This window comes from Kitasatospora viridis (assembly GCF_007829815.1).
Lineage (GTDB): Bacteria > Actinomycetota > Actinomycetes > Streptomycetales > Streptomycetaceae > Kitasatospora > Kitasatospora viridis.
In genome coordinates this window covers 312,202-336,239 of the sequence record NZ_VIWT01000003.1, presented here as the reverse complement: position 1 = coordinate 336,239, position 24,038 = coordinate 312,202, and the positions used below count along the sequence as shown (strand labels likewise).

Below are 24,038 nucleotides of genomic sequence, written 5' to 3'. Positions count from 1 at the left end.
CGAGGGATCATGTTCACAGTCTTCAACGAGGAACTCGACCGGACCGCCCGGCAGATACGCGACCGGCACCGCTCCTACGCGGCGGGCGAGTGGAGCGAGGCCGATCTGGCGGCCCATCAGCTGACCGAACTGCGGGCCACGATCTCCTACGTGCGCGAGCACTCCAAGTTCTACGCCCGGCACCTCGCCTCGGTGGACCCGGCGGCGATCGAGTCGCTGGCCCCCGAGGCGCTCGCCGCGATCCCGTTCACCACCAAGGACGACCTGCGGCGCGAGTTCGAGGACGTGCTGTCGCTCCCGCTGTCCAAGGCCTGGATCTTCTACGAGACCACGGGCACCACCGGCCGCAGCACGCCCTGCCCGCGCGACAACACCGACTCGCTGCACAACAACACCGCGCTGACGGTCTACTACGACACCGTCCTGCGGCAGTACGGCGACGAGCAGGTGATCGGCGTCTCCGGCCCGACCGAGCTGCACGCGTTCGGCGACACCTTCGGCGAGGTCTGCCGCAACCTGGGCCACGCGGTGGCCAAGATGTGGCCGCACTCGCCGATGGTCGGCTACGAGCGGGCGCTGGAGACCCTGCGGGTGCTGCCGGCCACCGGCCTGTTCAGCACCCCGGGGATGGCCCTGTCGCTGGCCAAGAAGGCGTACGCCGCGGGCCTCGACCCGCGCCGCGACTTCCGCATCGACGTGCTGATGTGCACCGGCGAACTCGCCTCGCCCAGCCTGCTGGAGAACATCGGCGAGGTCTGGGGGGCCCGGGCCTACAACGCGCTCTACGCCTCCCAGGAAGCCTCCGTGATGGGGGCGGCCGGCGCCGACGGCGGCCTGTACACGGCGCCGCTGCTCAACCTGTACGAGGTGATCGACCCCGACACCGGGCTGGCGGTCGAGCCCGGCCCGGACGGCGTGCGCACCGGCGAGCTGGTCATCACCGCCCTCTACCGGGGCAGCAAGCCCCTGGTCCGCTACCGCACCGGCGACATGGTCCGGCTCAGCCCGGCCGGCGCCGACCGCACCCTGCCCGCGCCGCTGCTGGAGGTGCTCGGCCGGACCCGCGACGTGCTGGTGATCGGCGGCCGCCGGATCAGCGGCTACGACCTGGAGGAGCTGCTGCTCGCCCAGCCGCGCGGCTACCTCGACTACCAGGTGGTGATCGACGCCGTGGACGGGCAGGACGAACTGACGCTCCATCTGGAACTCCCGCCGACCGCCGAGGACGCGCGGATCGACGAGCAGGCGATCGCCGCCGCGGTGCGCGAGCGGCTGGACGTGCCGCTGCGGGTCCAGTACGGCCCGATCGGCGGTGTCACCACCACCGGCGCGATGGTCAGCTGGAAGGCGGCCCGGGTGGAGGACCGGCGCCAGTCGGCCCCCGACGCCGAGCGCGCCGCCGCGCTCGCCGTGGCCGGCGGGAGGGCCCAGTGACCAGCGCCGCACCGGCCCCCGCCGCGACTCCTGGGACGACCCCCTCGGCAACCCCCGCCATCGCCGCGATCGCTTACCACGACGGCGAGTTCGTGCCGCTGGAGCGGGCCCAGGTGCCGGTCACCACGCAGGCGCTGCAGTACGGCACCGGCGTCTTCGAGGGCATCCGCGCCTACGCCCAGCACGACGGCGGGCTGGCCGTCTTCCGCGGCCACGACCACTACCTGCGGCTGCTGCGCAGCGCCCGGACGCTGCGCATCGAGGTCGGGCACGACGCCGCGCAGCTGACCGGGCTGACGGCCGAACTGCTGCGCCGCACCGGCTCCACCGGGGACGTGTACATCCGGCCGCTGGCGTACAAGCGGGCGCTGCTGCCCGGCACGCCGCCCGGGGTGCAGCTGCAGGGCGTCTCGGACGCGCTGTCGATCAACGCCTTCCGGATGGGCTCCTACACCGACCGCGGCGGCATCAGCTGCGCGATCAGCTCCTGGCGCCGGCCGCAGTCCGACACCCTGCCGGTCCGGGCGAAGGTGACCGGCGGCTACGTCAACAACGCGCTGGCCGTGGACGAGGCGCGGGCCGGCGGCCACCAGGACGCGATCCTGCTGAACAGCCGCGGCCAGGTCGCCGAGGCCAGCACCTCCAATGTCTTCGCCGTCATCGGCGGACGGCTCGTCACACCGCCGGTCACGGCGGACCTGCTGGAGGGGATCACCAGGGACACCGTGATCACCCTGGCCGCCGACCTGCTGGACACCCGCACCGACCAGCGCGACCTCGGCCGCGAGGACCTGCTCCAGGCCGACGAGGTCTTCCTCACCGGGACCGGCAGCGAGATCGTCCCGGTGATCGGGATCGCCGGCCGGACCATCGGGAGCGGCAGCCCCGGACCGCTGACCACCGCCTTGATGACCGCCTACCACGACGTGGTGCGCGGTCGGCACTCGCGCTACCACCACTGGCTCCAGGCCGTCGGCTCCGCCGAAGCCTGATCACCACAGTCGCAGGGGGACCGCATGATTCAGGAACCGGGCTGGATAGACACCGCACTCTCCGACGGACCGGCGGTCGACCGGATCGGCACGCTCGGACCGGCCGGCACCAGCAGCGAGCAGGCGGCGCTGTACCTGTGGGCCGACCGGGGCCCCGCCGGGCCGCCCACCATCCACCTCTACAACACCTACGAGACGGCCGGCCAGGCGCTGCGCGAACGGACCGTCAGCCACGTCGTCATCGCCAACGCCTACGCGGGCATCCACAGCTTCTACATGGACCCCAGCCTGCGGTTCGTCGGCGCCTTCCTGTTCGACACCCCGCACTACGGCATCGCGGCCTCCCCGGGGCACCGGATCCCGCGCCGGGCCCGGATCGCCACCCACCCGGCGCCCGTCGCGCTGGTCGACGAACTGCTGCCCGCCGACTACTCGGTGGCCGAGATCCTCTACGCCACCTCCACCAGCGCCGCCGCCGACCAGGCGCGCCGCGGCGAGACCGACCTGGCGCTCACCACCCAGCCGGCGGCCAAGGCGCACGCCCTGGAGTTCATCTCCCGCACCCGGCCGATCCGCATGCTCTGGTCGGTCTTCGCCCTGGCCGACACGTCGGCCTGACAGAGACAGGGACCAGCCCGCGATGCTCCTGATCGACCGCGCGACCGTGCGCGAGGTCTACCCGATGGAACTGGCCGTGCGCACCATGGCCGAGGCGATGCGCCGGTACAGCGGCGGCCAGGCCGAGCTGCCGCTGCGCACCATCCTGCGGCCGGCGCAGGACACCGGCCTGCTCGGCACCATGCCGGGCTTCGTCGGCGGCGAGGACCTGGGCGGGTACGGGCTGAAGGCGATGGTCCTCAAGCCCGAGAACCCCGCCCGGGGACTGGACCTGCACATCGGCGTGGTGCTGGTCTTCGACCCGGAGACCGGCGCCCCGCTCGCCCTGATGGACGCCGGCGCCGTCACCGCGATCCGCACCGCCGCGGTCTCGGCCGCCGCCACCGAGGCGCTGGCCCGCCCGGACGCCGGGGACCTGGCGGTGCTCGGCTCGGGCGTCCAGGCGCGCAGCCACCTGGAGGCCATGCACACCGTCAGGACCCTGCGCAGGGTGCGGGTGTGGAGCCGCACGAGGGCGAACGCCGAGGCCTACCGGGAGTGGGCGCGGGCCGAGCTCGGCATCGGGGTCGAGGTGGTGGACACCCCGGCCCTGGCCCTGGCCGGCGCCGACCTGGTGTGCACCACGACGGCCTCCCGGGAGCCGCTGGTGCGGGCCGAGGACCTCGCACCCGGGGTGCACCTCAACGCCGTCGGCGCCTCCTTCATCGACCACCGCGAGCTCAGCGCCGAGGCGGTGGCGAAGGCCGCCTGGTTCGTGGACAGCCGGGAGTCGGCCGCCGCCGAGTCGGGCGACCTGCGGGCCCCGCTCGCGCAGGGCCTGATCGGCCCGGACCACGTGCTGGCGGAGCTCGGCGAGGTGCTGCTCGGCAAGCACCCGGGCCGGCCGGACCGGGAGGCGGTCACCGTCTTCAAGTCGCTCGGCCTGGGCGTGCAGGACATCATGTCGGGCTTCGCCATCGCCCGGGCGGCGAAGGAGCGGGGGCTCGGCCGCAGCTTCGAGCTCGACTGACGGACCCGGCAGACCAAGCCGGACCGGGCAGGACCGGGCAGGACCCAGACCACGACAGGAGATCGCACCCGTGACCGCTGCGGCCCCCGCGCCCCGCGCCGCGCTCGACGACATACCCGCCTACGTCCCCAAGCCGCCCCAGCCGCCGGCGGTGGGCGAGTTCCACCGGCTGTTCCTCAACGAGAACCCCTACCCGCCGCTGCCCTCGGCCCTGTCGGCGATCGCCGAGGCCGCCGCGCAGACCAACCGCTACCCGGGGATCCTCCCGGACCGGCTGGTCGACGCGCTCGCCCGCCGCCTGGACGTGCCGCTCGACCACGTCGTCACCGGCCCCGGCTCGGTGGGCATCTACCAGCAGATCGGCCAGGCGATGCTCTCGCCGGGGGACGAGGTGGTCTACGCCTGGCCGTCGTTCGAGGCGTTCCCGATCGTGGTGAAGATGGCCGGCGCCGTCCCGGTCGAGGTCCCGCTGCGCGGGGAGGCCCACGACCTGGACGCGATGGCCGCGGCCATCACGCCCCGCACCACGGCGGTGCTGGTGTGCGAGCCCAACAACCCCACCGGCACCGCCGTCGGGGCCGCCGCGCTCAAGCGCTTCCTGGACCGGGTGCCCGAGCGGGTGCTCGTCGTGCTGGACGAGGCCTACGTCGAGTTCCACCGGACCCCGGGCGCCCCGGACGGCGTCGACCTGTACCGCGACCGGCCCAACGTGATGGTGCTGCGCACCTTCTCCAAGGCCTACGGGCTGGCCGGGCTGCGGGTCGGCTACGGCGTCGCCCACCCCCGGGTCGCGCAGGCGCTGCGCAAGTGCGCCGTGCCGTGCGGGGTCGGCCGGGTCGCGGAGGAGGCGGCGCTGGCCGCGCTGCTCGCCGAGGACGAGCTGTTCGAACGGGTGGACCGGATCACCGCCGAGCGCGAGCGGCTGGCCACGGCGCTGCGCGCCCAGGGCTGGCCCGTGCCGGCGAGCGCGACGAACTTCCTCTGGCTGCCGCTCGGGGCGCGCTCCAGCGCGGTCGCCGCCGGACTGGAGCAGCGCGGCCTGCTGGTCCGCGACTTCCCCGGCGCCGGCCTGCGGATCACCGTCGGCACCCCCGACTCCAACGACCTGCTGGTCGGCGTGCTGGAGGGGCTCACAGCGGTTCGATGACGGTGTTCCTGAGGTGCCGGTAGACCACCGAGGTGCGCACGTCGGCCAGTTCCTGACGCTCGGTCAGCTTGTCCAGCACGACGGCGTGCAGGTGGTCCATGTCGCGCACCGCGACGTGCAGCAGGAAGTCGTCGGTGCCGGTCAGCGCGAAGACCGAGAGCACCTCCGGCATCGCCAGCACGAAGCGCTGGAACCGCTCGATCACCGCACGCGTCGGCGGCCGCACCCGCACCGCGATCATCGCCTGGAGCCCGCGCCCCAGGGAGGGGAGGTCCACCTCCGCGTGGAACCCGAGCAGCACACCGCGCTCGCGCAGCGAGCGCACCCGCTCCAGGCAGGTGGACGGGGCGATCCCCAACTCCTGCGCCAGGTCCCGGTTGCTGCGCCGACCATCGCGCTGGAGAAGCCGCACCAGCGTCGAATCAAGTTCGTCCATGCCCGCCAAACCCCTCGACCAGCCGAATTATGTTCGGAGCCTACCGGTTCGGGGCGGAACTACTGCTAACGTCGCGTCAGAAACGGCGTGCAAAATTCGCCGTCCCGTCAGGTCGGCCGAACGGTGCTGCAGGCGGAGGAAACCCCCGGAGGAGGCCCCAGGTGACGGACGAGCGCAGGACCAAGGCCTGGGCGGTCTGCTCGGTGGTGGCGGCCGCGCTGTTCTGGAGCAGCTCGTACGCCGTCACCAAGCGGGTGCTGACCGACGTCGGGCCGCTGACCATCGGCGCCATCCGCTTCACCCTCGCCGCCGTGCTGCTCGGCGTCATGGTGCGGCTGCGCCGCGGCCGCGCGGCCCGGCCCGACGCCCGCCAGCGGCGGCTGATCTACCTGAGCGGACTGCTCGGCATCACCGTCTACTTCGTGCTGGAGAACATCGGCGTCAAGCTGTCCACCGCCTCGGACGCCTCGCTCATCGTGGCCACCTACCCGCTGATGACGATGCTCGTCGAATGGGTCTCGCTGCGGGTGCGGATGCCCCTGCTGCGGGTGACCGGCGTGCTGCTCGCCACCGTGGGGGCGGCGCTGGTGGTGCGCAACGGCGCCCAGGTCGGCAGCAGTCAGCGCTGGATCGGCGACGTGCTGCTGCTGCTCGGCGGCCTGGTGTGGGCCGGGTACAACGCGCTCGGCAAGAAGGCGGGCAGCGGGCAGGACGCCGTGACCCTGACCTACTACCAGACCCTGGCGGGCGCGGCCGGCTTCCTGCTCGCCTCGCTGCTGGAGGCGCCGAACTGGCACGCGCCGGACACCGTCAGCTCGCTGCTGCTCGCCTACCTGGCCGTCGCCTGCTCGGTCGGCGGCTTCCTCTTCTACAACTACGGCCTGCGCCGGATGACTTCGAGCGTCGCGGTGAACATCCTCAATCTGGTCCCGGTGTTCGGCGTGCTGGGCGCGGTGGTGATCGACGGCGAGACGGTGCGCCTGCCCCAGGTGATCGGCGGGGTGGTGATCATCGCCGGCGTCGCGCTCGGCCTGGTCGAGCGGGGGACGGGCGCGCCCGCGCCGGTCGAGCCGGCCCGGGTCGACGAGCACGTCTGACGCCCGGCGGGGTCCGCGCCCGGCCGTCGAAGGTGGTGGCGCGGCGCCGGGGCGGTCGCTATGCTCCGTCGTGATGACTACTCGATCTCTTCTCGGATTGGGGGCTTCGATCGCTGCGCAAGGTGAGTGCTGATGGCACCTCACAGCGCGATCGGGGACACCACCCATCTGCTTCGCTGGCGGCGCGTGCGCGAGTTCGCCGTCCCGCCCTCCATGATCCGAACCGCCACCGCCCGCCGGGAATCCGGGGACTGGGCCGGGGCCTGCGCCGCCGCCAACGTCGAGGTCGACCTCGACCTGCGCGGGGCCGCCCACCGCTACGGCGGTGAGCTCGTCGGCGCACTCCGGGACGACCTGCGGCACCTGGCGCCCGACCTGCTCCGCTGGCACCTGCCACGGGTCGCACCCGACGGGCTGATCCGCCCGGGGCTCACCATCGGCCTTGCCCGGTACGGGAGTTCACGCGCGCCGGTGCAGCTGGTGGTGCGCACGCCGCCTGCCTGGGCGGACGCCGGGCAGCGGGTGAGCCTGGCGCTCTGGGACCCCGGACTGCGGGAGGCCGGCGGGCACCCGCACCCGAGACCCAGCCGCCGCCACCGGCTCGACCTGCACCGGCACCTCTGGGACGCCCGCCGGGCGGGCGAGTTGGCGACCCGCGCCGGGGGCGAGCCGCGCTGGGCGGCGGAGGCGGCGATCCTGCTGCGCGCCGACGGTCTGCCGGACGGTCCGGTGGCCATCCGGACCGGCGCCCGGCGGCACCTCGTGCTGATGGGTCGTCAGATCGCCGAGCGCAGAACGGTCAAGGGCCTGCCGGTGCTGCCCGACGCCGCCGTGCGGACCCCGCCCGACCGCGACCTGCTCGACGCCGGCCTGGTCACCCCCGACCTGCTGCACCCGCTGGTCGCCGCCGCCCTGGCGCCCGGCTTCCGGCCAACTTCCGCTCCCCGAGCCACCCGTGGCGCCGACGAGCCGCAACTCGTCGACTGCCGGGGTGCCACCCACCGCATCGGCCTGGTCGACGGGAGACTGGTGCCGCTGGACCACGACCCGGTGGAGATCCGCCGCGAGGAACTGCTCGCGGCGCTCACCGGCACGCCACTGCCCTGCCTGCGGCTGATCGAACAGGCGCACCGCGCGCCCGACTGTCTTGAGGGCGTCGCCGAACGGCTGCGGCACGGCGACACCGCCGGCGCGCTGGCCGTGGTCGAGGCGCTGCTCGGCCCGGCCGCCGTGCTGCGGGACGGGCCGCTGCGCGAGGAACTGGCCTCGGCCGCCGAACGCCGGATCGCCTACGGGATGTTCCGGGCCGGGCTGGCCGAGCCCGGGCGCTCCCGCGAACTCCTCCGACGCCCCGACCGGCGGCGCGGCCGCCGCGCGCCGCGCTGATCGCACGGCCGGCCACCCCCTTCGTCAACTCCCTACTGCCCCAAGGTGATCCGTCATGTCCTCGTACTCCGCAAGCACCCTCGACACCGCCGCCGCACTGCTCGCCCTGCTGGGCGAAACCCGCACCGAACCGCGCGCCGACGACCAGCTCGAAGCCCTCACCCTGGCCGTCGCCGCCGACCTGCCCGTGCTGCTCTGGGGCGAGCCGGGCATCGGCAAGACCGCCGCGCTCACCCAGCTCGCCGAGACCCTCGACCTGCCGCTGACCACGGTGATCGCGAGCGTGCACGAGCCGTCCGACTTCTCCGGGCTGCCGATCGTCGGCGACGACCCGGCCAACCAGGGCGTGCCGATGGCCCCGCCGGACTGGGCGGTCCGGCTGGTCCGCGAGGGGCGCGGGCTGCTCTTCCTCGACGAGCTCTCCACCGCCCCGCCCGCCGTGCAGGCCGCACTGCTCCGGCTGGTCCTGGAGCGGCGCGTCGGCGCATTGCAACTCCCGCCCGGGGTAAGGATCGTGGCCGCCGCCAACCCGCGCGCCTCGGCCGCCGACGGCTGGGAGCTCAGCCCGCCGCTGGCCAACCGCTTCGTCCACCTGCAGTGGGTGCACGACCCCGAGGTGGTGGTCCGCGGCCTCGGCGGCACCTGGCCCCGGGCCACCCTGCCCAGCCTGGATCCCGGCCGGCTCGCCGACTCCGTCGACCACGCCCGCCGGGCCGTCTGCGGGCTGCTCGCCGGGCGCCCGGCGCTGGTCCACCAGATCCCCAAGAGCGAGACCCGGCGCGGCGGTGCCTGGCCCTCGCCGCGCAGCTGGGAGATGGCGCTGCGGCTGATCGCCTTCGCCGGGACGGCCGGCTCCTCGCGGGACGTGCTCTCGCTGCTGGTCCGGGGCACGGTCGGCGACGGGCCTGGCCTCGAACTGCTCGCCTTCCTGGACCGGATGGACCTGCCGGACCCGGAACTGCTGCTGGCCGATCCGGCCGGCGCGCGGCTGCCCGAGCGCGGCGACCTGCGGCAGGCCGCGCTGGACGGGGTGGTGGCCGCTGTCCGCAACCGCCCGGAGAAGGCGCGTTGGGACGCCGCCTGGGCGCTGCTGGTGCGGGCCCTGGAGACCGGGGCGCCCGACCTGGTGGTGGTGCCGGCCAGCTCGCTCGCCGCGCTGCGCCGCGAGGACTGGGACGTGCCCGCCGCGATCGACCGGTTCGCCGCGGCGGTGGGCCTGTCCGAGCGCGCCGACCGCGCGGCCGCTCGGGTCGCGGTGGGCAGCCGATGAGTACAGACATGACGGACCGTCAGGAGCTCGACCGGGAGAAGCTGTTCGCCGCCCGCCTGTTCGCCGCACGGGCCCGGCCCTACCTGGCGACGGCGCTCTTCGCCCTGCACCCGGTGGCGTCCGAGCGGGTGCCGACGATGGCGGTGGACCGGCACTGGCGCTGCTACGTCTCCCCGGCCTTCGTCGCCCGGACGCCGGTCGAGGAACTGGCCGGGGTCTGGGTGCACGAGGTCTCCCACCTGCTGCGCGACCACCACGGGCGCAGCGACCGGGTGGCCCGCGAGCTCGGGCTGACCGGGCCCGCCGAGCGGCTGCGGATGAACATCGCCGCCGACCTGGAGATCAACGACGACATCTTCGGGGACGGGCTGCCGACGCCCGAGGACGCGCTCCAGCCGAGCCAGTTCCGGCTCGACAGCGACCTGTTGATGGAGGAGTACCTGCGGCAGTTCCGGCTCGGGCCGGAGCTGCAGCGGATCGCCTGGCTGGACTGCGGCAGCGGCGCGGACGGCCTGGAGCGCGAGTGGGACCTCGGACCGGACGGCGCCGACGGGCTCAGCGCGCGGCAGCGCGACGCCGTCCGCTTCCGGGTCGCCGAGGCGATCCGGGCCCGGCCGGGGGACACGCCGCAGGGCTGGCGGCGCTGGGCCGAGGAGGCGTTCCAGCCGCCGCAGCCGTGGCGCGAACTGCTGGGCGCGGCCGTCCGGGCGGCGGTCTCGTCGGGCGGTGCGGGCGACGACTACACCTACGGCCGGCCCGCCCGGCGCTCGGTGTCGCTGCCCGGGATCGTGCTGCCGAGCCTGCGCCGGGTGCCGCCCCGGGTGACCGTGGTGGTGGACACCTCCGGTTCGGTCAGCGACGCCGAACTCGGCGGCGCACTGGTCGAGGTGGCGGCGATCGTCCGCGCGGTCGGCGGGCGGCGCGACCTGGTCTCGGTGCTCTCCTGCGACGCGGCGGCCCAGTCGGTCGGGCAGCTGTGCCGCGCCGAGGGCATCGCGCTGGTCGGCGGCGGCGGGACGGATCTGCGCACCGGGTTCGCGGCGGCGCTGCGGGCCCGGCCCCGGCCGGACGTGGTGGTGGTGCTCACCGACGGTCAGACCCCGTGGCCGTCCGCCCGGCCGGCCTGCCGCACCGTGATCGGCCTCTTCGCCCGGCTCGGCCGCCGGGTGCGCGAGCACGACCCCGACTACCGTCCGGACACGCCGCCGGACTGGGCCAGGGTGGTCGAGCTGCACACCTGAGCGGCCGTCAATTTAGCTGTACCCGAACCGAGATCGCGTCTATGATCGCTCCTCATGGTTGATTTCTACCCGCCGACAAGTCCCTACGACCACGGGTACCTCGACACCGGAGACGGCAACCGCATCTACTACGAACAGCTCGGCAACCCCGAGGGCAAGCCCGCCCTGCACGTGCACGGCGGCCCCGGGGCCGGCTGCAGCGCGCGGCCGACCCGCGCCTGGGACCCCGAGCGCTACCGCCTGATCCGCTTCGACCAGCGCAACTGCGGCCGCAGCACCCCGCACGCCAGCGACCCGGCCGCCGACATGAGCCTCAACACCACCCAGCACCTGATCGACGACATGGAGCTGCTGCGCGAGCACCTGGGCATCGAGCGCTGGCTGCTGAACGGCGCCTCCTGGGGCGTCTCGCTGATCCTGGCCTACGCCGAGCAGCACCCCGAGCGGGTCAGCGAAGTGGTGGTCGCGGCGATCACCAGCACCAGCCCCGGCGAGCTCGACTGGCTCTACCGGGGCGCCGGGCGGTTCCAGCCCGAGGCCTGGGACCGGTTCCGCGAGGGCGTGCCGGAGGAGGAGCGGGACGGCGACCTGCTGGCCGCCTACTCCCGGCTGATGGAGAACCCGGACCGGGCCGTCCGGGCGAAGGCCGCCGCCGACTGGCTGGCCTGGGAGGACGCCGTCATCTCCGGCGAGCCCAACAACTCGCCGGGCATGTACAGCGACCGGACCGAGGACGAGCAGATCGCCTTCGTCCGGATCTGTTCGCACATCTTCAGCAACGGCGGCTGGTTCACGGAGGACCAACTGCTGCGCGGAGCCGGCAAGCTGGCCGGCATCCCGGCGGTGCTGGTGCACGGGCGCCACGACATGGGCGGCCCGCCGCAGACGGCCTGGGAGCTGGCCAAGGCCTGGCCGGGCGCCCGGCTGCACATCGTGGAGGACTCCGGCCACGCGGGCAGCGAGGAGTTCGGGCAGCTGATGCGCGACGCGATCGAGGAGTTCAAGGACCGCTGACGGTCCGTGGCGCCGACGGGGTGTGCGGCCGGCCACGGCCGCACACCCCGTGCTGACCGACGATCAGTTCGGGTCGCTGACCTGGATCGCCGCCTCCACGCCGGAGGCCACCGCGCCGGCTATCCAGGCGTGGTAGCGCGGCTGGCAGTGGTCGCCGGCGAAGTACATCAGGTCGCCCACCGGCTCGGCCACGTGCGGCCCCAGGCTGGTGAGCTGGCCGGGCAGCTCGACCACGGCCTCGCCGAGCGCCCAGCGGTTGCGCAGCCAGGACTGCGAGACGGCCCGGTCGGTGGCGTAGCCGCGGATCCGGTCGCCGAACATCTCGGCCAGCTGGTCCAGCGCCTCGTCGTGCCGGTCCTCGGGGGTGAGCGAGTCGTAGCGCAGCGCGTCCTCGGCCCAGTTGTAGGCGGCCAGCACCACGCCGCCGGGGGAGCCGCCCGCGCTCGGGTGCGAGGGGAAGTAGACGAACCGGGCGGACTCGTCCGAGATGCAGCCGCCGCCGACGGCCGGCACCGCGGGGCCGTGCGGGCCGGGCTGGTAGTGGTCGCCGAGGCGCCGGCGCCACGCGTCCTCGTCCCACTCCCACCAGCGCTCGGTGAACTCCAGCAGCACCTTGTGCGCGGTGTCGTGGTGCAGCTCGGTGATCGCCCGGCGCTTGTGGTACGGCAGGATCGGGTCGAAGGTGACGTGCCGCAGCGCGGCGAACGGCACCGCGAAGACCACCGCGTCCGCCTGGTACTCGTGCACCGGTCCGCCGATCGCGCCGTCGCAGGCCTCGTCCTCCGAGCCGGTCTCCGGCTCCGCGTGGACGGTGACCCGGCCGGGCGAGCTGACCACCCGGGTGACCACCCGGTCCTGCTCGATCGGCAGGTCCTCGGCGAGTGCGGTCGGCAGGGAGTCCATGCCCTCGCTGAACTCGAAGTAGGTGACCGAGGCGTTGATGTCGGTGGCGTCGAAGACCGAGTGCAGGAAGCCGTAGGAGAGCCGGCTGGTCAGGTTCTCCAGTGTGCCGACGGCCTGGATCTGCGGGTCCTGCCAGTTCGCGACCTCGGTGAGGTAGCGCAGCAGTGAGTAGCCGTCCAGGTCGTAGAGCAGTTGGGTCATGCCCTGGACCCGGTCGGCGATCGGCTTGTCGGTCCAGCTGCCGTCCGGGTTCTGGATCTGGGTGTACTTGCGGGCGGTGGTGAGCGCGTCGGCGAAGGACGCGGTGGTGGTCTCGTTGCTGTCCCAGCCGAAGGTCTTGTTCACCGGGGCGGGGTTCTTGGCGTAGGCCGCCTTGCTGACGGTCTGTCCGTTGACGTTGATCAGCCGGCCGCCGAGGCCGGCGGGGGTGGTGAAGACCGGGGCGTTGCCGGTGCTGAACTGCTCGCCGGTCCAGGACCGGTAGACCACCTTGCTATCGGCGGAGCGCAGGTCGGGCTGCGGCGGCACGTCGACCAGGTCGAACGGGCGGCGCTGGACGCCGAGGTGGTCGGCGAGCGCGAGGGTGAGCAGGTGGGTGGAGGGTATCCGCATGGCGCCGGCCTCGGCCGAGTTGCGCGGGTCCTGCCAGACCTCGCCGCGGAAGGTCTTGACCCGGCCGCCGACCCGGCTGCGGTTGGCCTCCAGGATCCGCACCCGGTGGCCGGCGGCGATCAGCAGCCGGGCGCAGACCATGCCGGCGACGCCCGCGCCGACCACCAGGACGTCGCGCTGGCGGGTCTTGGGCAGGGCGGCCCGGCCGGTGAGCAGTTTCAGGTAGTCGAGGGTCAGGTCCCGGTGGGACTCGTCGGTCAGCAGGATCCGGTAGGCCATCGCCTGTGCCGCGGCCCAGCGGGTCGGATCCACCTGGCGGGTCGGATCCGCTGGGCCGGTCTGGCCGCCCGGCGCGTCGGCCCGGGCGGGGGCGGTGACGGAGGCGGCCGCGACGGCCGCACCGGATGCTGTGAAGAAGCCACGTCGAGAAATCACGCGGACCAGCGTGGCAGCGGGCCCGGGTCGGTTGGTATCGAAACCGTCATCGAACAGCGCCGCAGTCACCCTTTCGGGGAGCCGGGGCCGGTGGGGCGACCAGGCAACTGCGGCATTCGACGGCGCGTTCGCGATTCAGGGGCGTGCGGGAGATCTGTGGGGCGCGTGCCGAGGCGTATGCGCTGCGGGAACCACGGTGGCTGACTGATCGTCAGACCTGACATGCCTTCCGTACTGATCCTCGGGATCGACCCCACCGCCGTGCCCGTGCCCGGGATGGACGGCGCCGCGCTGCGCGCCGGCCTCGACCGGGAGCTCGCCCGCTTCGCCGAGCACGGCCTGGACGCCGCGATGACGCTGGTCCCGCTGGACGCGACCACCGAGGGCATGCTGCTCGCCGCGCTGACCGGGCGCGCCTGGGACGTGGTGGTGATCGGCGGCGGCATCCGCAAGCCCGAGCCGCTGCTGACGTTCTTCGAGGAGGTCGTCAACCTGGTGCGGCGTCATGCCCCGAAGGCGGCCATCGCGTTCAACAGCAGTGGCGGCGACAGCGTCGAGGCGGCGTTGCGACGGCTCTGACATCGTGGTGGGGCGGGCCGGGCTCCCGGAGCCCGGCCCGCCCCACCCGCGTGCTCAGCGCCCGCTGGCCAGGGTGGTCCCGCCGTTGCAGTCGAGCACGATGCCGGTGACGAAGGTGTTGGCCGCCAGCATCTGGATCGCCTGGGCCACGTCCTCCGGCCGCCCGACCCGCCCGACCGGGGTGACCGCGGCCAGGCCCTCGAAGAGCTGCTTGCGCTGCTCCTCCGGCACCCGGTCCCACCACGGGGTGTCGATCACGCCGGGGGAGACCGCGTTCACCCGCAGCGGCGCGAGCTCGACGGCCAGCGGCGGGACCATCGCGTCCAGCGCGCCGTTGATCGCGGCCAGGCCGGCGGTGCCCGGGAAGGCCGCCCGCGAGGACCCGGCGGTGATGAAGGTGACCGAACCGTCCGTGCGCAGGTGCGGCAGCGCCGCCTGGAGCGAGCGGACCTGCGGCCAGAACTTGGCGTCGAAGCCGCGCGCCAGCTCGCCCAGGTCGAGCTCGGCGAAGGCGCCGGAGCCGGCCGAACCGCTCACCCCGAGCACCAGGTGGTCCACGGTGCCCAGCTCGGCGAAGAGGGCGGCGACCGCCGCCTGGTCCACCGCGTCCACCGCGTGGCCCTTGGTGTTGCCGCCGATCCGGGCCACCGCCGCGTCCAGCCGCTGCTGGTCGCGGCCGGTGATCACGACCTCCGCGCCGTCCTTCGCGAACGCGGCGGCGGTCGCCTCCCCGATGCCCGAGCTGCCGCCCAGTACGACCACACGCTGACCCGAGAAAGTGCTCATCGTCATCCCCTCCGTATTGCCGAGACTTGCTGTCTCGACAATGATGATTGTCGAGACTGATAGTCTTGTCAAGTTGGAGATCAAGAGAAGGGAACGGACGGATGAGCGGCAACGAGCCCCGCCCGGACACCGGGGGGCCCGAGCAGCCCACGCAGGCCGAGCCCCGCCCGCACACCGGGCGGCGCCGCAACGAGGCGGCCCGCCAGGCGATCCTGGACGCCGCCCTGCGCCTGGCCGGCGCCGGTGACGGCGAGCCCGTCACCATCGACGCGATCGCCAAGGCGGCCGGCGTCGGCAAGCAGACCGTCTACCGCTGGTGGCCCTCCAAGGGCGCCGTGCTGCTCGACGCGCTGATCGACCGCGCCGGACAGGACGTCACCGCGGCCGGCGGCGGCACGCTGCGCGAGGAACTGCGCTCCTTCATCGCCACCACCTTCGACGCGGCCCAGCGCGACTCCACCGCCGCCGTGCTGCGCACCCTGCTGCGCGAGTCCGCCCGCGACCCCCACCTCGCCGAGCTGCTCCAGCGCTACACCGCCACCCGCCGCACCGCCCTGCACGAACTCCTCGAACGCGGGCGCGGCCGTGGCGAATTGGCCGCCGGCGCCGACCTCGACCTGATGGTCGATCAGATCTACGGCCTGTTCTGGTACCGCTTCGTGCTCGGGCACGGCCCGTTGGACGTCGGGGTGGCCGAGCGCCTCACCGCCGCCCTGCTGCCATCGCCGTCGACGGTGCCGGTGCTCCCGGCCTGAGCCGCGGGCCGGGCGGATAGGGTGGGCCGCGACGGCTGGACCAAGGCGACGGCTGCCAAGGCGACGGCTGGACGAGAGCGACGGGCGGGGGAGGCGGCGGTGGCCGACCGGGAGGGCGCGGCGGCGGGCACACCGCCGTGGATCGTCGCCGCCTGCCCCGTCGATCCCGAACTGGCTGCCCAGGTGGCCGACTTGTCGTTGCTCGACTGGGCGGACTTCGACCTCACCGAGGCGGCGACCACCGCCCTCGGCTGGCCCTCGACCGGCGACCTGCCGGGCCCGCTGGGCGAGCGCTGCCACACCCCGGCCGGACACCTGGTGCACGGCGAGGGCTGCTTCTCGCTGCCCTTCGCCTACGAGTACTTCGTCGACCCGGCAGGCGAGTTGGCGACGGACCCGTGGGCGGGCCGGCCCGGCTGGCAGTGCCGGGCGGACCCGCCGCCCGGCGCCCTCGATGCCCGGCTGGACGCCGTGGCGGCCACCTTCAGCGCGCTCATCGGCCCGCCCGACCACGACGTGGTGCACCACCCGGGCGGCCCCGCCCGCGGCCGCCGCTGGCGCCACCGCATCTGGCGCCGCGGCGACAACCTGCTGGCCGTCGCCCGCGGCCAGGACCCGCTCTGCTACGCCCCGTTCGAGCACGCCTTCGTCCGGATCCAACCCCTGCCGGCGCACGCCCCGCTGCCGCCCACCGTCGAACTGCCGGACTTCCTGGGCTGAGTGCGCACCCACGCGGCCGCCCGGGCCGCGCGGCCGGCACGGACCCGCCGAGACCGCGTTTTTGGCCAGCCGGTGTCACAAGGGTGTGTCAAGGGGTGGACGGCGGTGGCGAGTTCCGGCCGCGGACCGCGATCCGGCGGGCCGGGCGACCGGTGCGCGGTGTCCCGCCGGTGGCCGTCCGCCCCAGGGGTGCCTGGCGTCGCCCGGCGGGGTGGGTGTTCCGGACGGCGGCGGGGGTGGCCGGAAAAGGGCTGGAAGGGCCCCGGAGCCCGCTGGTTAGGCTGCGGCGTACTCCGGAGCCATCCCATCCTCATCGGCGCGGCACGCCCGCGTGCGATGTGCCGTGCCCGAAGACGGGAGAAGCACAGGTGGCAGTCGAATCGAGTCCCGGACGCGGACCGCAGCCCGGCGGCCTGCCGGACGGTGCCATCGCCACGGTGGCGGGCAACGGGGCCGCGGGCTACGTGTCCGACGGCGGCCCGGCGGCCGTGACCAAGGTCAACGGCCCCACCGGCGTCGCCCTCGACAAGCAGGGCAACCTCTACCTCGCCGACCGCCAGAACCAGCGGGTCCGCAAGGTGACCCCCGCCGGGACGATCACCACGGTCGCGGGCAACGGCACCGCCGGCTACGTCTCCGACGGCGGCCCGGCCGTCGCCACCAGCCTCTACGACCCGGTGGCCGTGGCCGTCGACGACGCCGGGAACGTCTACATCGCCGAGCACCAGGGCCAGCGGATCCGCAAGGTGGACGCGGCCGGGATCATCACCACGGTGGCGGGCAACGGCACCGCGGGCTACGTCTCGGACGGCGGCCCGGCCGTCGCCACCCCGATCAACTACCCCCACGGCGTGGTGCTCGACGCGGCGGGGAACCTGTACTTCAGTGAGTGGTACGGCCACCGGATCCGCAAGGTGGACACCGCCGGGATCATCACCACGGTGGCGGGCAACGGCACCGCGGGCTACGTCTCCGATGGCGGCCCGGCCGTCGCCACGCCGCTCAACAACCCGTCAGGACTGGTGCTCGACCCCGACGGGAACCTGTACTTCGCGGACTACGGCAACCAGCGGGTGCGCAAGGTCTCCCCGGCCGGGATCATCACCACGGTCGCCGGCAACGGGACGGCCGGCTACCTGTCGGACGGCGGCCCGGCCGTCGCCACCAGCCTCTACTACCCGACCGACGTGACGCTGGACGACGCCGGGAACCTGTACATCGCCGACGACTACGACCAGCGGGTGCGCCGGGTGTCCACCGACGGCACCATCACCACCGTGGCGGGCAGCGGGATCGGCGGCTACGTCGACGACGGCGGTCCGGCGGTCGCCGCCCGGCTCTACTATCCGTCCGGGGTGGCGCTGGACGCCGTGGGCAACCTGTACATCGCCGACTCCGCGAACAACCGGATCCGCGGCGTGACGAACGTGGCCGACATGACGCCGCCGGTGCTGCCGGCCGCGGACCTGTACGGCGAGAGCGTCTACCCGCACGCGGTGCAGCGCGGCCAGCAGTTCGACCTCGGCGTGCGGGTGAAGAACCGCGGGCCGAACCCGGTGGACGGACAGTACGTCACCGTCGTGCTGACCCTCGCCGAGGGGCTGACGGGCGGGGCGGGCGGTGGCCGCCGGCTGAGCCGCAGCTTCGCCGGTCAGCAACTGGTGCCCAACGAGGGCTCGTTGGACGGCGTCTTCCGGGTCGGTGTCCCGAAGGAGACGGCCGCCGGCCTCTACACCTCGACGCTGGAGATCCAGTACAGCGGCGAGGTCGACCTCAAGGACAGCGTCGTGCGGCTGCCCGTGACGGTCGTCGTCCCCGCGCCGGTCGGCGACGAGACCGCCCTCGCGGTCGTCCAGGACACCGTGCCCATCGCCGCGCCCGGCCAACAGACCGTCTTCACCGTCAAGTTCACCTCCGCCACCGGCCAGCCGGTGAACCCGGGGGTGATCTCCCAGCGCTTCACCGCCCCGGACGGCTTCGGCTTCACCGGCCAACCCACCTACGCGTACTACGACACCATCCACGGCGTCGTCGGCGGCGACCTCGACCACAGCATCGACGACTCCGGGCGGACCCTGGTCATCAGCTCGAACCCGCACCTGAACACCACGGCCAGCGACACGGGTTCACTCGTCTACACGATCCCGGTGCAGGCCCGCACCGACGCCCTGCCCGGCCGCTACGACAACGGCTCGGCGAGCATCGGCCGCCACGCGCCGGTCCAGCTCTCCGGCCGGATCGCCGACAGCCCGCTGCGGGCCGCCATCAAGACCACGGCGCTGACGGCGACGGCGGGTCAGGAGCGGTGGATCTACCCGCCGTTCGTGATCCGCAACACCGGTCGGCTCACCATCGGCACGGTCCGGGTGGTCTTCACCGCACCCGAGGGGCTGCTGTTCACCGAGGACCAGGTGGCCTTCACCCGCTGGGAGGACGAGAGCCACGAGCTCATCGCCACCGGGGTGCTGTCGGCCGACCAGCGCACCCTGACCTGCCCGGCGGTGCGGCTGGACCTGGTGCCGCGCGGCGCCGGCACCGACCCGTGGGTGTCGATCTACCCGGCCCTGGAGGTCGAGGAGTCGGCCCCGGCCGGCCGCGCGCCGGCCGGCATCCAGCTCGGCTCGCCGGTCTTCGCGGCCGCGCAGGACACCGTCGAGATCCACCGGGCCTGACCCCGGCAGGCGGGTGCCGCGCCCACCCGGGCGCGGCGCCCGCCGCCCCGCGCCCCGCCAGGACCCCACCGCCCGAGGAGCACCGCATGCGATGGCCCCGCCCCGGACGACGCCCGCCCGCCCGGGCCCGCCACGACGGCACGGCCACGGCCGGCCGCATCCTCGCGCTGATCCCCGCCCACGACGAGGCCGACCGGATCGCCGCCGCCATCGCGGCGCTGCACCGCCAACACCGCCCGCCGGACCGGGTCGTGGTGGTGGCCGACAACTGCACCGACGGGACGGCGCCGGCCGCCCGGGCGGCCGGCGCCGCCGTCATCGAATCCCGGGGCAACCGGCACAAGAAGGCCGGCGCCCTCAACCAGGCGCTCGGCCGGCTGCTGGACGACCTCGACGCGGCCGACCTGGTGCTCGTCCAGGACGCCGACACCACGCTCCAGCCGACCTTCCTCGCCAGCGCCGTCGCCGCGATGGACCGCACGGTCGGCGCCGTCGGCGGCATCTTCTACGGCGAGCCGGGCGGCGGCCTGCTCGGCGCGCTCCAGCGCATCGAATTCCACCGCTACGCCCGCGAGATCGCCCGCCGGGAGTACCGCGCCGACGTGCTCACCGGCACGGCGACGCTGTTCCGGGTCGCCACCCTGCGCGAGGTCAGGCAGGCCCGGCTGGCCGGGCTGATCGGCGGCGGCACCTCCTACTACTCGCTGGCCTCGCTCACCGAGGACGACGAGATCACCAAGGCGGTGCGGACCCTGGGCTACCGCACGGTCTCCCCGCCGGGCTGCGCCGTGGTCACCGAGGTGATGACCAGTCTGCCCAGGCTCTGGCACCAGCGCCTGCGCTGGCAGCGCGGCGCCCTGGAGAACCTGCGCGACTACGGCTGGACGCCGGTCACCGCCCCGTACATCCGCCGGCAGGCCCTGATGGGCATGTCCGTCCTCTCGCTCGCCCTCTACCTGGTCTTCACCGGCTGGATGCTGGCCCGGGGGAGGCCGCGCTCCTCGCCGTTCTGGCACGTCGTCGGGCTGGTCTTCGTCGCGGAGAAGGTGGTCACGGCGCACGGGGCCGGCTGGAAGGCGCAGGTGCTGGCCGGCACGCTCGTCGTGGAGCTGGGCTACGACCTGTTCCAGCACGCCGTCTACCTGCGCGCGCTGTGGGACACGCTGCGCCGCCGGGAGCAGTACTGGCGCACCACTTGAGCGGCGGCCTGCCGCAGTGCGCACGGTTCGGCAGGGTTCATCGTTCGGCAGCGGCGTCGAGGGGCGGGGATCGCGTGTACGGAGCACTGCCGGCGGCGGGGGCGCTGGGCGTCGGCGGGGCGTCGGCGCTCTCGGTGCGGGGCCTCGCGCGGCCCGGGTCCGGGTTCGAGGCGCTGGCCACCGTGGTGGCGGCGACGACGCTGGTGATGGCGGGGGCCGCGCTCGGCAAGCTGCTGCCGCCCCGGCGCCGGGTGGTCCGGGTGCTCACCGCCCCGCACCCGCTGCGCGCGGGCCGCCCCGGCGAGCGGCGGAGCGAGGAGAGCTGGATCGCGGTGTCCTGACGACGTGTCATGCCGTCGGTTGCGCCGCAGGTGGGGGACGTGGCCGCCCGCATGACGCGTCGTCACAGAAGTGAGCTCCTGTCCCGGCGGTGAACCCCGCCCCACTGGTGAACCGTCTCATCAGCGGACCGCCAGGCAGGAGAGGAAACATGACAGACAGTCAGCACAGCGCCGCCGGCGGCGCCCGGACCGCCCCCCTGTCCGTGGGACAGCAGGCCATGTTCGTCGGGTGGCAGATCGACCCGGAGCAGTGGACCCACATCATCCCGCTGGCCTTCGACGTGCGGGGCGAGCCCGACCCGGCGCAGCTGCGCACCGCGCTGGCCGCCGTCACCCGCAGGTACCCGCACCTGCTCGGCCGAGTCGTGGAGCGGGCCGGCACCGCCGTGCTCGACTGGTCGGCGGCGCCCGAGGTCCCGGTGCGCGAGCGGCACACCACCGAGCCGGCCGAGCAGGCGGCGCGGACCGCCTGGCAGCACCCCTTCGACCTGCGCGGCGGACCGCTGGTGCGCGCGGACGTGATCCACCACCCCGAGGGCACCCTGCTGCTGATCGCCGTCCACCACCTGGTGTGTGACGGTGCGTCGGTGCTCACCCTGCTGCACGCGCTGACCCGGGCCTGGGCCGGCGAGGAGCTCGGCGAGCCCGACGACCCGGCGCTCTGGGCGGCCTCGGCCGCTCGCTCGCACGCGCTGGCCGAGGACCCGGAGGGCGAGCCGCACCGGGAGTTCTGGCGCGGCTACCTCGGCGCGGACCCGCCCGCCTTCGAACTGCCCGCGCCCCTGGAGCCGCCGCGCTACCAGGTGCTGGGCGGCCCGCTGGAGCACGACCTGCTGGCCCGCGTCGCGGACGTCGCCGACCAGCTGGAGGTCAGCCGATTCACGGTGATGTTCGCCGCCTTCTTCGTGCTGCTGCGCCGCTACAGCGGCCAGGACCGGGTGCTGGCCTGCGTGCCCTTCCACGGCCGGTCGGTGCCGGGAACCCGTGAGCTGGTCGGCTACTTCGCCAACGTGCTGCCCGTGGTGCAGACGGTCAGCGGGTCCGACAGCTACGCCGAGCTGGTCGCCCGGCTGCACCGGGACATGGGCGACTGCCTGCGCCACGGCGAGCTCCCGCTGCCGGCCGTCCTGCGCGCCGCCGGCCTGACCGGCCCCGACGCCCACGCGCGCACCCACCAGGTGGTCTTCCAGTGGTGGGACGCCGGGCGGCACGAGCACGTCGACGTGCGCGCGCTGCGGCTCACCGACCCGCAGGGCGCCTCCGCCGTGCTGAGCCTGCGTCAGCTGGAGAGCACCGCGGACTTCCGGGCGACCCTGATGCTGCGCGGCGACAAGGGCGGCCTGTCGATGCTCTGGAAGGACCCGGGCGCCACCGTCGGCCCCACCCTGCTCGGCGCGCTGTCCGAGGACTACCTGGCGGTGCTGGCCGACCTCTGCCGCCACCCCGGGCGGCGGATCAGCGAGCTGGCCGCCGTGCTGGAGCCGGCGCCCGGATCCGCCGAGCCGCTCTTCGACCCGGCCGAGCTGGCCGCCGCGCAAGGCGCCCCGAACCCGGCCCGCACGCTGGTCGCCGCACCGGCGGGCGTGCCCGTCTTCGTCGCCGACCAGGACGGCAACCGCGCACCGCTGGGCGTGCCCGGACTGCTCCGGCAGGCGGGTGCGGACGGCGCCCCCGCGCTGCGGGCCAGGACCCTGCCCGGCGCCCGGTTGGAACTGCTCGGCCCGGTCGGCGCCCCCGCGACCGAGGCCACCCCCGCCGTCCGCGCCGTCCCCGCCGCCCCGTCCGCCGCCGGCTGCCTGGCCGCGCTGGCCGAGGTCTGGGGAGAGGTCCTGATGATGGACCCGCCGGGCCCCGAGGAGTCCTTCTTCGAACTCGGCGGCCACTCCCTGCTCGTCGGACAGCTGGTCACCCAGGTCGAGGAGGACCTCGGCGCGGCGATCTCGCTGCGCGACGTGTTCGACCACCCCCGGCTGGGCGAGCTGGCCGCGCTGATCGACGAGCGGCTCGGTACGGACCGGCCCGCCGAGGCGCTGGCCGGCCCGGTGACCGAGGCGGTGCAGCTGCCCGCCTCCGGGTTCCAGGAGCGGATCTGGCTCGCCGAGCGGCTGGACCCGGCCCGCGCGGTCTACAACATCGTGCTGGCCTGGCGGTTGGACGGACGGCTGGACCCGGGCACCCTGGAGAAGTCGCTGGCGGGCCTGGTGGCCCGGCACGAGATCCTGCGGACCCGGTTCCTGGACGAGGACGGGCGGCTGGTCCAGCGGATCGAGGGCCCCTGGAACCCCGAGCTCGAACACCTCGACCTCACCGGGCTGCCCGAGCCGCAGCGCGCACCGGCGGTCGAGGACTGGCTGCGCCGGGCGGCCCGCGCCCCGTTCGACCCCGGCACCGGACGGCTGGTCAGGTTCGCGCTGGCCGAGCTGGACCGGGACGCCCAGGCGCTGCTGGTCTGCGCCCACCACCTGGTGCTGGACGGGGAGTCGGTCCAGGCGCTGGCCGCCGAGCTGGCCCTGGGCTACGCGGCGGCCGCGGACGGCGGCGAGCCGCAGTCGCCGCCCCCGGCGCAGTACCGGGACTACGTGACGGCCGCTCAGGAGCCGCGTGCGCGGGCCGTCGCCGGTGCGTCCGCCGACTTCTGGGTCGAGCGCCTGGCCGGTGCCCCGGCGAGCCTGCCGCTCGCCCCGCCCAGCACGCCCCAGCCGGACGGCGCGCTCGTCCTGGAGCTGCCGGACGACCTGCTGCCCCGGCTGCGCACGGTGGGCACCCAGCGGACGAGCTCCTGGTTCATGATCGCCGCGACCGCCCTCGCCGCCGCCCTGCACCGGCTGACCGGCCACCACGACGTCACCTTCGCGGTGCCGGTGGTGGACGGCGCCGGCGGCAGCCTGCCCGGCCTGCTAGGCCCGCGCCTGGGCACCGCGATCCTGCGCTCGCGGCACGAGGAGGGCCGCACCCTCGGCCAGCTGCTCGACGCGACCCGCGAGTCGGTGCTGCTGCTGGCCGAGCACCCGGGCGCGCCGCTCGGCGAGGTGATCGCCCGCCTGGCCCCGCCCCGCAGCTCCACCGCCACCCCGTTCGCGGACGTCATGCTCAACCTCAACCTCAGGTCGGCCGAGCCGGTGGCCGTCGGCGAGGCCCTGATGACACCGCTGGCCAGCGACGAACGCTTCGGCTACGAGGCCAAGTTCGGGCTCACCCTGACCCTGGTCGAGGACCGCGGGCGGCTGCGCGCCGGGCTCTCGCACCGCGGCGACCGGTTCGACGCGGCCGACGTGCGGCGCCTGGGCCGCTGGCTGGACACGCTGCTGAGCGGCTTCGCGGACCACCTTGGCACACCGCTGGAGGAGCTCCCGGACCCGGACCAGCCCGCGCACTGACCCACCGCCGGCCCT

General features: G+C 74.4%; 20 protein-coding genes. 17 read left to right on the top strand and 3 right to left on the bottom strand.

Going from position 1 to position 24,038, the window contains the following annotated elements; all coding sequences use genetic code 11:
- The first annotated feature begins 9 nt into the window (after positions 1–9).
- From FHX73_RS31955 to FHX73_RS31935, 5 genes are all read left to right on the top strand, one after another.
- Entirely contained in the window at positions 10–1,434 is a 1,425-nt protein-coding gene (locus FHX73_RS31955; protein ID WP_145909430.1) for a phenylacetate--CoA ligase family protein, read from the top strand.
- On the top strand, positions 1,431–2,426 hold the full coding sequence (locus FHX73_RS31950) for a branched-chain amino acid transaminase (protein ID WP_211786398.1): 996 nt from the start codon (positions 1,431–1,433) through the stop codon (positions 2,424–2,426). The genes FHX73_RS31955 and FHX73_RS31950 overlap by 4 nt, the downstream gene beginning before the upstream one ends.
- Positions 2,427–2,450: 24 nt before the next feature.
- Entirely contained in the window at positions 2,451–3,044 is a 594-nt protein-coding gene (locus FHX73_RS31945) for a prephenate dehydratase domain-containing protein (RefSeq protein ID WP_145909429.1), read from the top strand.
- A gap of 22 nt (positions 3,045–3,066) precedes the next feature.
- Entirely contained in the window at positions 3,067–4,053 is a 987-nt protein-coding gene (locus tag FHX73_RS31940; protein ID WP_145909428.1) for an ornithine cyclodeaminase family protein, read from the top strand.
- A gap of 70 nt (positions 4,054–4,123) precedes the next feature.
- Positions 4,124–5,200 (top strand): histidinol-phosphate transaminase, encoded by a 1,077-nt coding sequence (locus tag FHX73_RS31935; RefSeq protein ID WP_145909427.1) that lies wholly within the window; start codon positions 4,124–4,126, stop codon positions 5,198–5,200.
- On the opposite strand, the gene FHX73_RS31930 is transcribed toward FHX73_RS31935, so the two are convergent.
- Complete coding sequence (locus FHX73_RS31930) at positions 5,184–5,636, bottom strand: Lrp/AsnC family transcriptional regulator (RefSeq protein WP_145909426.1); 453 nt, start codon at positions 5,634–5,636, stop codon at positions 5,184–5,186. The genes FHX73_RS31935 and FHX73_RS31930 overlap by 17 nt on opposite strands.
- A gap of 161 nt (positions 5,637–5,797) precedes the next feature.
- Here FHX73_RS31930 and FHX73_RS31925 point away from each other — a divergent pair, with 161 nt between their 5' ends.
- From FHX73_RS31925 to pip, 5 genes are all read left to right on the top strand, one after another.
- A complete protein-coding gene (locus tag FHX73_RS31925; protein ID WP_246214008.1) occupies positions 5,798–6,733 on the top strand; it encodes a DMT family transporter in 936 nt (311 codons plus the stop codon).
- Between the two features lie 132 nt (positions 6,734–6,865).
- Complete coding sequence (locus tag FHX73_RS31920) at positions 6,866–8,119, top strand: hypothetical protein (protein ID WP_145909424.1); 1,254 nt, start codon at positions 6,866–6,868, stop codon at positions 8,117–8,119.
- A gap of 55 nt (positions 8,120–8,174) precedes the next feature.
- Positions 8,175–9,389 carry an AAA family ATPase gene (locus tag FHX73_RS31915; RefSeq protein ID WP_145909423.1) on the top strand — a complete coding sequence of 405 codons (1,215 nt, stop codon included), beginning with the start codon at positions 8,175–8,177 and terminating at the stop codon, positions 9,387–9,389.
- 8 nt (positions 9,390–9,397) lie between these two features.
- Entirely contained in the window at positions 9,398–10,630 is a 1,233-nt protein-coding gene (locus FHX73_RS31910; protein ID WP_170305174.1) for a vWA domain-containing protein, read from the top strand.
- Positions 10,631–10,684: 54 nt separating this feature from the next.
- Positions 10,685–11,644: a prolyl aminopeptidase gene (gene pip / locus FHX73_RS31905; RefSeq protein ID WP_145909421.1), complete on the top strand. Its 960-nt coding sequence runs from the start codon at positions 10,685–10,687 to the stop codon at positions 11,642–11,644.
- Between the two features lie 63 nt (positions 11,645–11,707).
- Here the strand turns inward: pip and FHX73_RS31900 are convergent, their stop codons facing one another.
- Positions 11,708–13,594 (bottom strand): flavin monoamine oxidase family protein, encoded by a 1,887-nt coding sequence (locus tag FHX73_RS31900; protein WP_145909420.1) that lies wholly within the window; start codon positions 13,592–13,594, stop codon positions 11,708–11,710.
- 222 nt (positions 13,595–13,816) lie between these two features.
- Between FHX73_RS31900 and FHX73_RS31895 the strand changes: the two genes are divergently transcribed.
- Positions 13,817–14,173, top strand: coding sequence for a hypothetical protein (locus FHX73_RS31895; RefSeq protein WP_145909419.1), 357 nt, complete (start codon positions 13,817–13,819; stop codon positions 14,171–14,173).
- Positions 14,174–14,227: 54 nt separating this feature from the next.
- On the opposite strand, the gene FHX73_RS31890 is transcribed toward FHX73_RS31895, so the two are convergent.
- Complete coding sequence (locus tag FHX73_RS31890) at positions 14,228–14,959, bottom strand: SDR family oxidoreductase (RefSeq protein WP_145909418.1); 732 nt, start codon at positions 14,957–14,959, stop codon at positions 14,228–14,230.
- A gap of 101 nt (positions 14,960–15,060) precedes the next feature.
- Here FHX73_RS31890 and FHX73_RS31885 point away from each other — a divergent pair, with 101 nt between their 5' ends.
- From FHX73_RS31885 to FHX73_RS31860, 6 genes are all read left to right on the top strand, one after another.
- Positions 15,061–15,714, top strand: a complete 654-nt coding sequence (locus tag FHX73_RS31885; RefSeq protein WP_145909417.1) for a TetR/AcrR family transcriptional regulator — start codon at positions 15,061–15,063, stop codon at positions 15,712–15,714.
- Positions 15,715–15,813: 99 nt separating this feature from the next.
- Entirely contained in the window at positions 15,814–16,434 is a 621-nt protein-coding gene (locus tag FHX73_RS31880; RefSeq protein WP_145909416.1) for a hypothetical protein, read from the top strand.
- 368 nt (positions 16,435–16,802) lie between these two features.
- On the top strand, positions 16,803–19,106 hold the full coding sequence (locus FHX73_RS31875; RefSeq protein WP_170305173.1) for an NHL repeat-containing protein: 2,304 nt from the start codon (positions 16,803–16,805) through the stop codon (positions 19,104–19,106).
- An 86-nt stretch (positions 19,107–19,192) separates the two neighbouring features.
- Positions 19,193–20,305, top strand: coding sequence for a glycosyltransferase family 2 protein (locus FHX73_RS31870; protein WP_145909414.1), 1,113 nt, complete (start codon positions 19,193–19,195; stop codon positions 20,303–20,305).
- Between the two features lie 74 nt (positions 20,306–20,379).
- Complete coding sequence (locus FHX73_RS31865) at positions 20,380–20,646, top strand: hypothetical protein (protein ID WP_145909413.1); 267 nt, start codon at positions 20,380–20,382, stop codon at positions 20,644–20,646.
- A 149-nt stretch (positions 20,647–20,795) separates the two neighbouring features.
- A complete protein-coding gene (locus FHX73_RS31860) occupies positions 20,796–24,023 on the top strand; it encodes a condensation domain-containing protein (RefSeq protein WP_145909412.1) in 3,228 nt (1,075 codons plus the stop codon).
- Positions 24,024–24,038 lie beyond the last annotated feature (15 nt).

Coding starts and splice junctions, on each gene's coding strand:
- FHX73_RS31870 (WP_145909414.1), top strand. CDS start 19,193: ATGCGATGGCCCCGCCCCGGACGACGCCCGCCCGCCCGGGCCCGCCAC.
- FHX73_RS31885 (WP_145909417.1), top strand. CDS start 15,061: ATGAGCGGCAACGAGCCCCGCCCGGACACCGGGGGGCCCGAGCAGCCC.
- FHX73_RS31940 (WP_145909428.1), top strand. CDS start 3,067: ATGCTCCTGATCGACCGCGCGACCGTGCGCGAGGTCTACCCGATGGAA.
- FHX73_RS31955 (WP_145909430.1), top strand. CDS start 10: ATGTTCACAGTCTTCAACGAGGAACTCGACCGGACCGCCCGGCAGATA.
- FHX73_RS31895 (WP_145909419.1), top strand. CDS start 13,817: ATGCCTTCCGTACTGATCCTCGGGATCGACCCCACCGCCGTGCCCGTG.
- pip (WP_145909421.1), top strand. CDS start 10,685: ATGGTTGATTTCTACCCGCCGACAAGTCCCTACGACCACGGGTACCTC.
- FHX73_RS31920 (WP_145909424.1), top strand. CDS start 6,866: ATGGCACCTCACAGCGCGATCGGGGACACCACCCATCTGCTTCGCTGG.
- FHX73_RS31945 (WP_145909429.1), top strand. CDS start 2,451: ATGATTCAGGAACCGGGCTGGATAGACACCGCACTCTCCGACGGACCG.
- FHX73_RS31910 (WP_170305174.1), top strand. CDS start 9,398: ATGACGGACCGTCAGGAGCTCGACCGGGAGAAGCTGTTCGCCGCCCGC.
- FHX73_RS31915 (WP_145909423.1), top strand. CDS start 8,175: ATGTCCTCGTACTCCGCAAGCACCCTCGACACCGCCGCCGCACTGCTC.
- FHX73_RS31860 (WP_145909412.1), top strand. CDS start 20,796: ATGACAGACAGTCAGCACAGCGCCGCCGGCGGCGCCCGGACCGCCCCC.
- FHX73_RS31890 (WP_145909418.1), bottom strand. CDS start 14,959: ATGAGCACTTTCTCGGGTCAGCGTGTGGTCGTACTGGGCGGCAGCTCG.
- FHX73_RS31930 (WP_145909426.1), bottom strand. CDS start 5,636: ATGGACGAACTTGATTCGACGCTGGTGCGGCTTCTCCAGCGCGATGGT.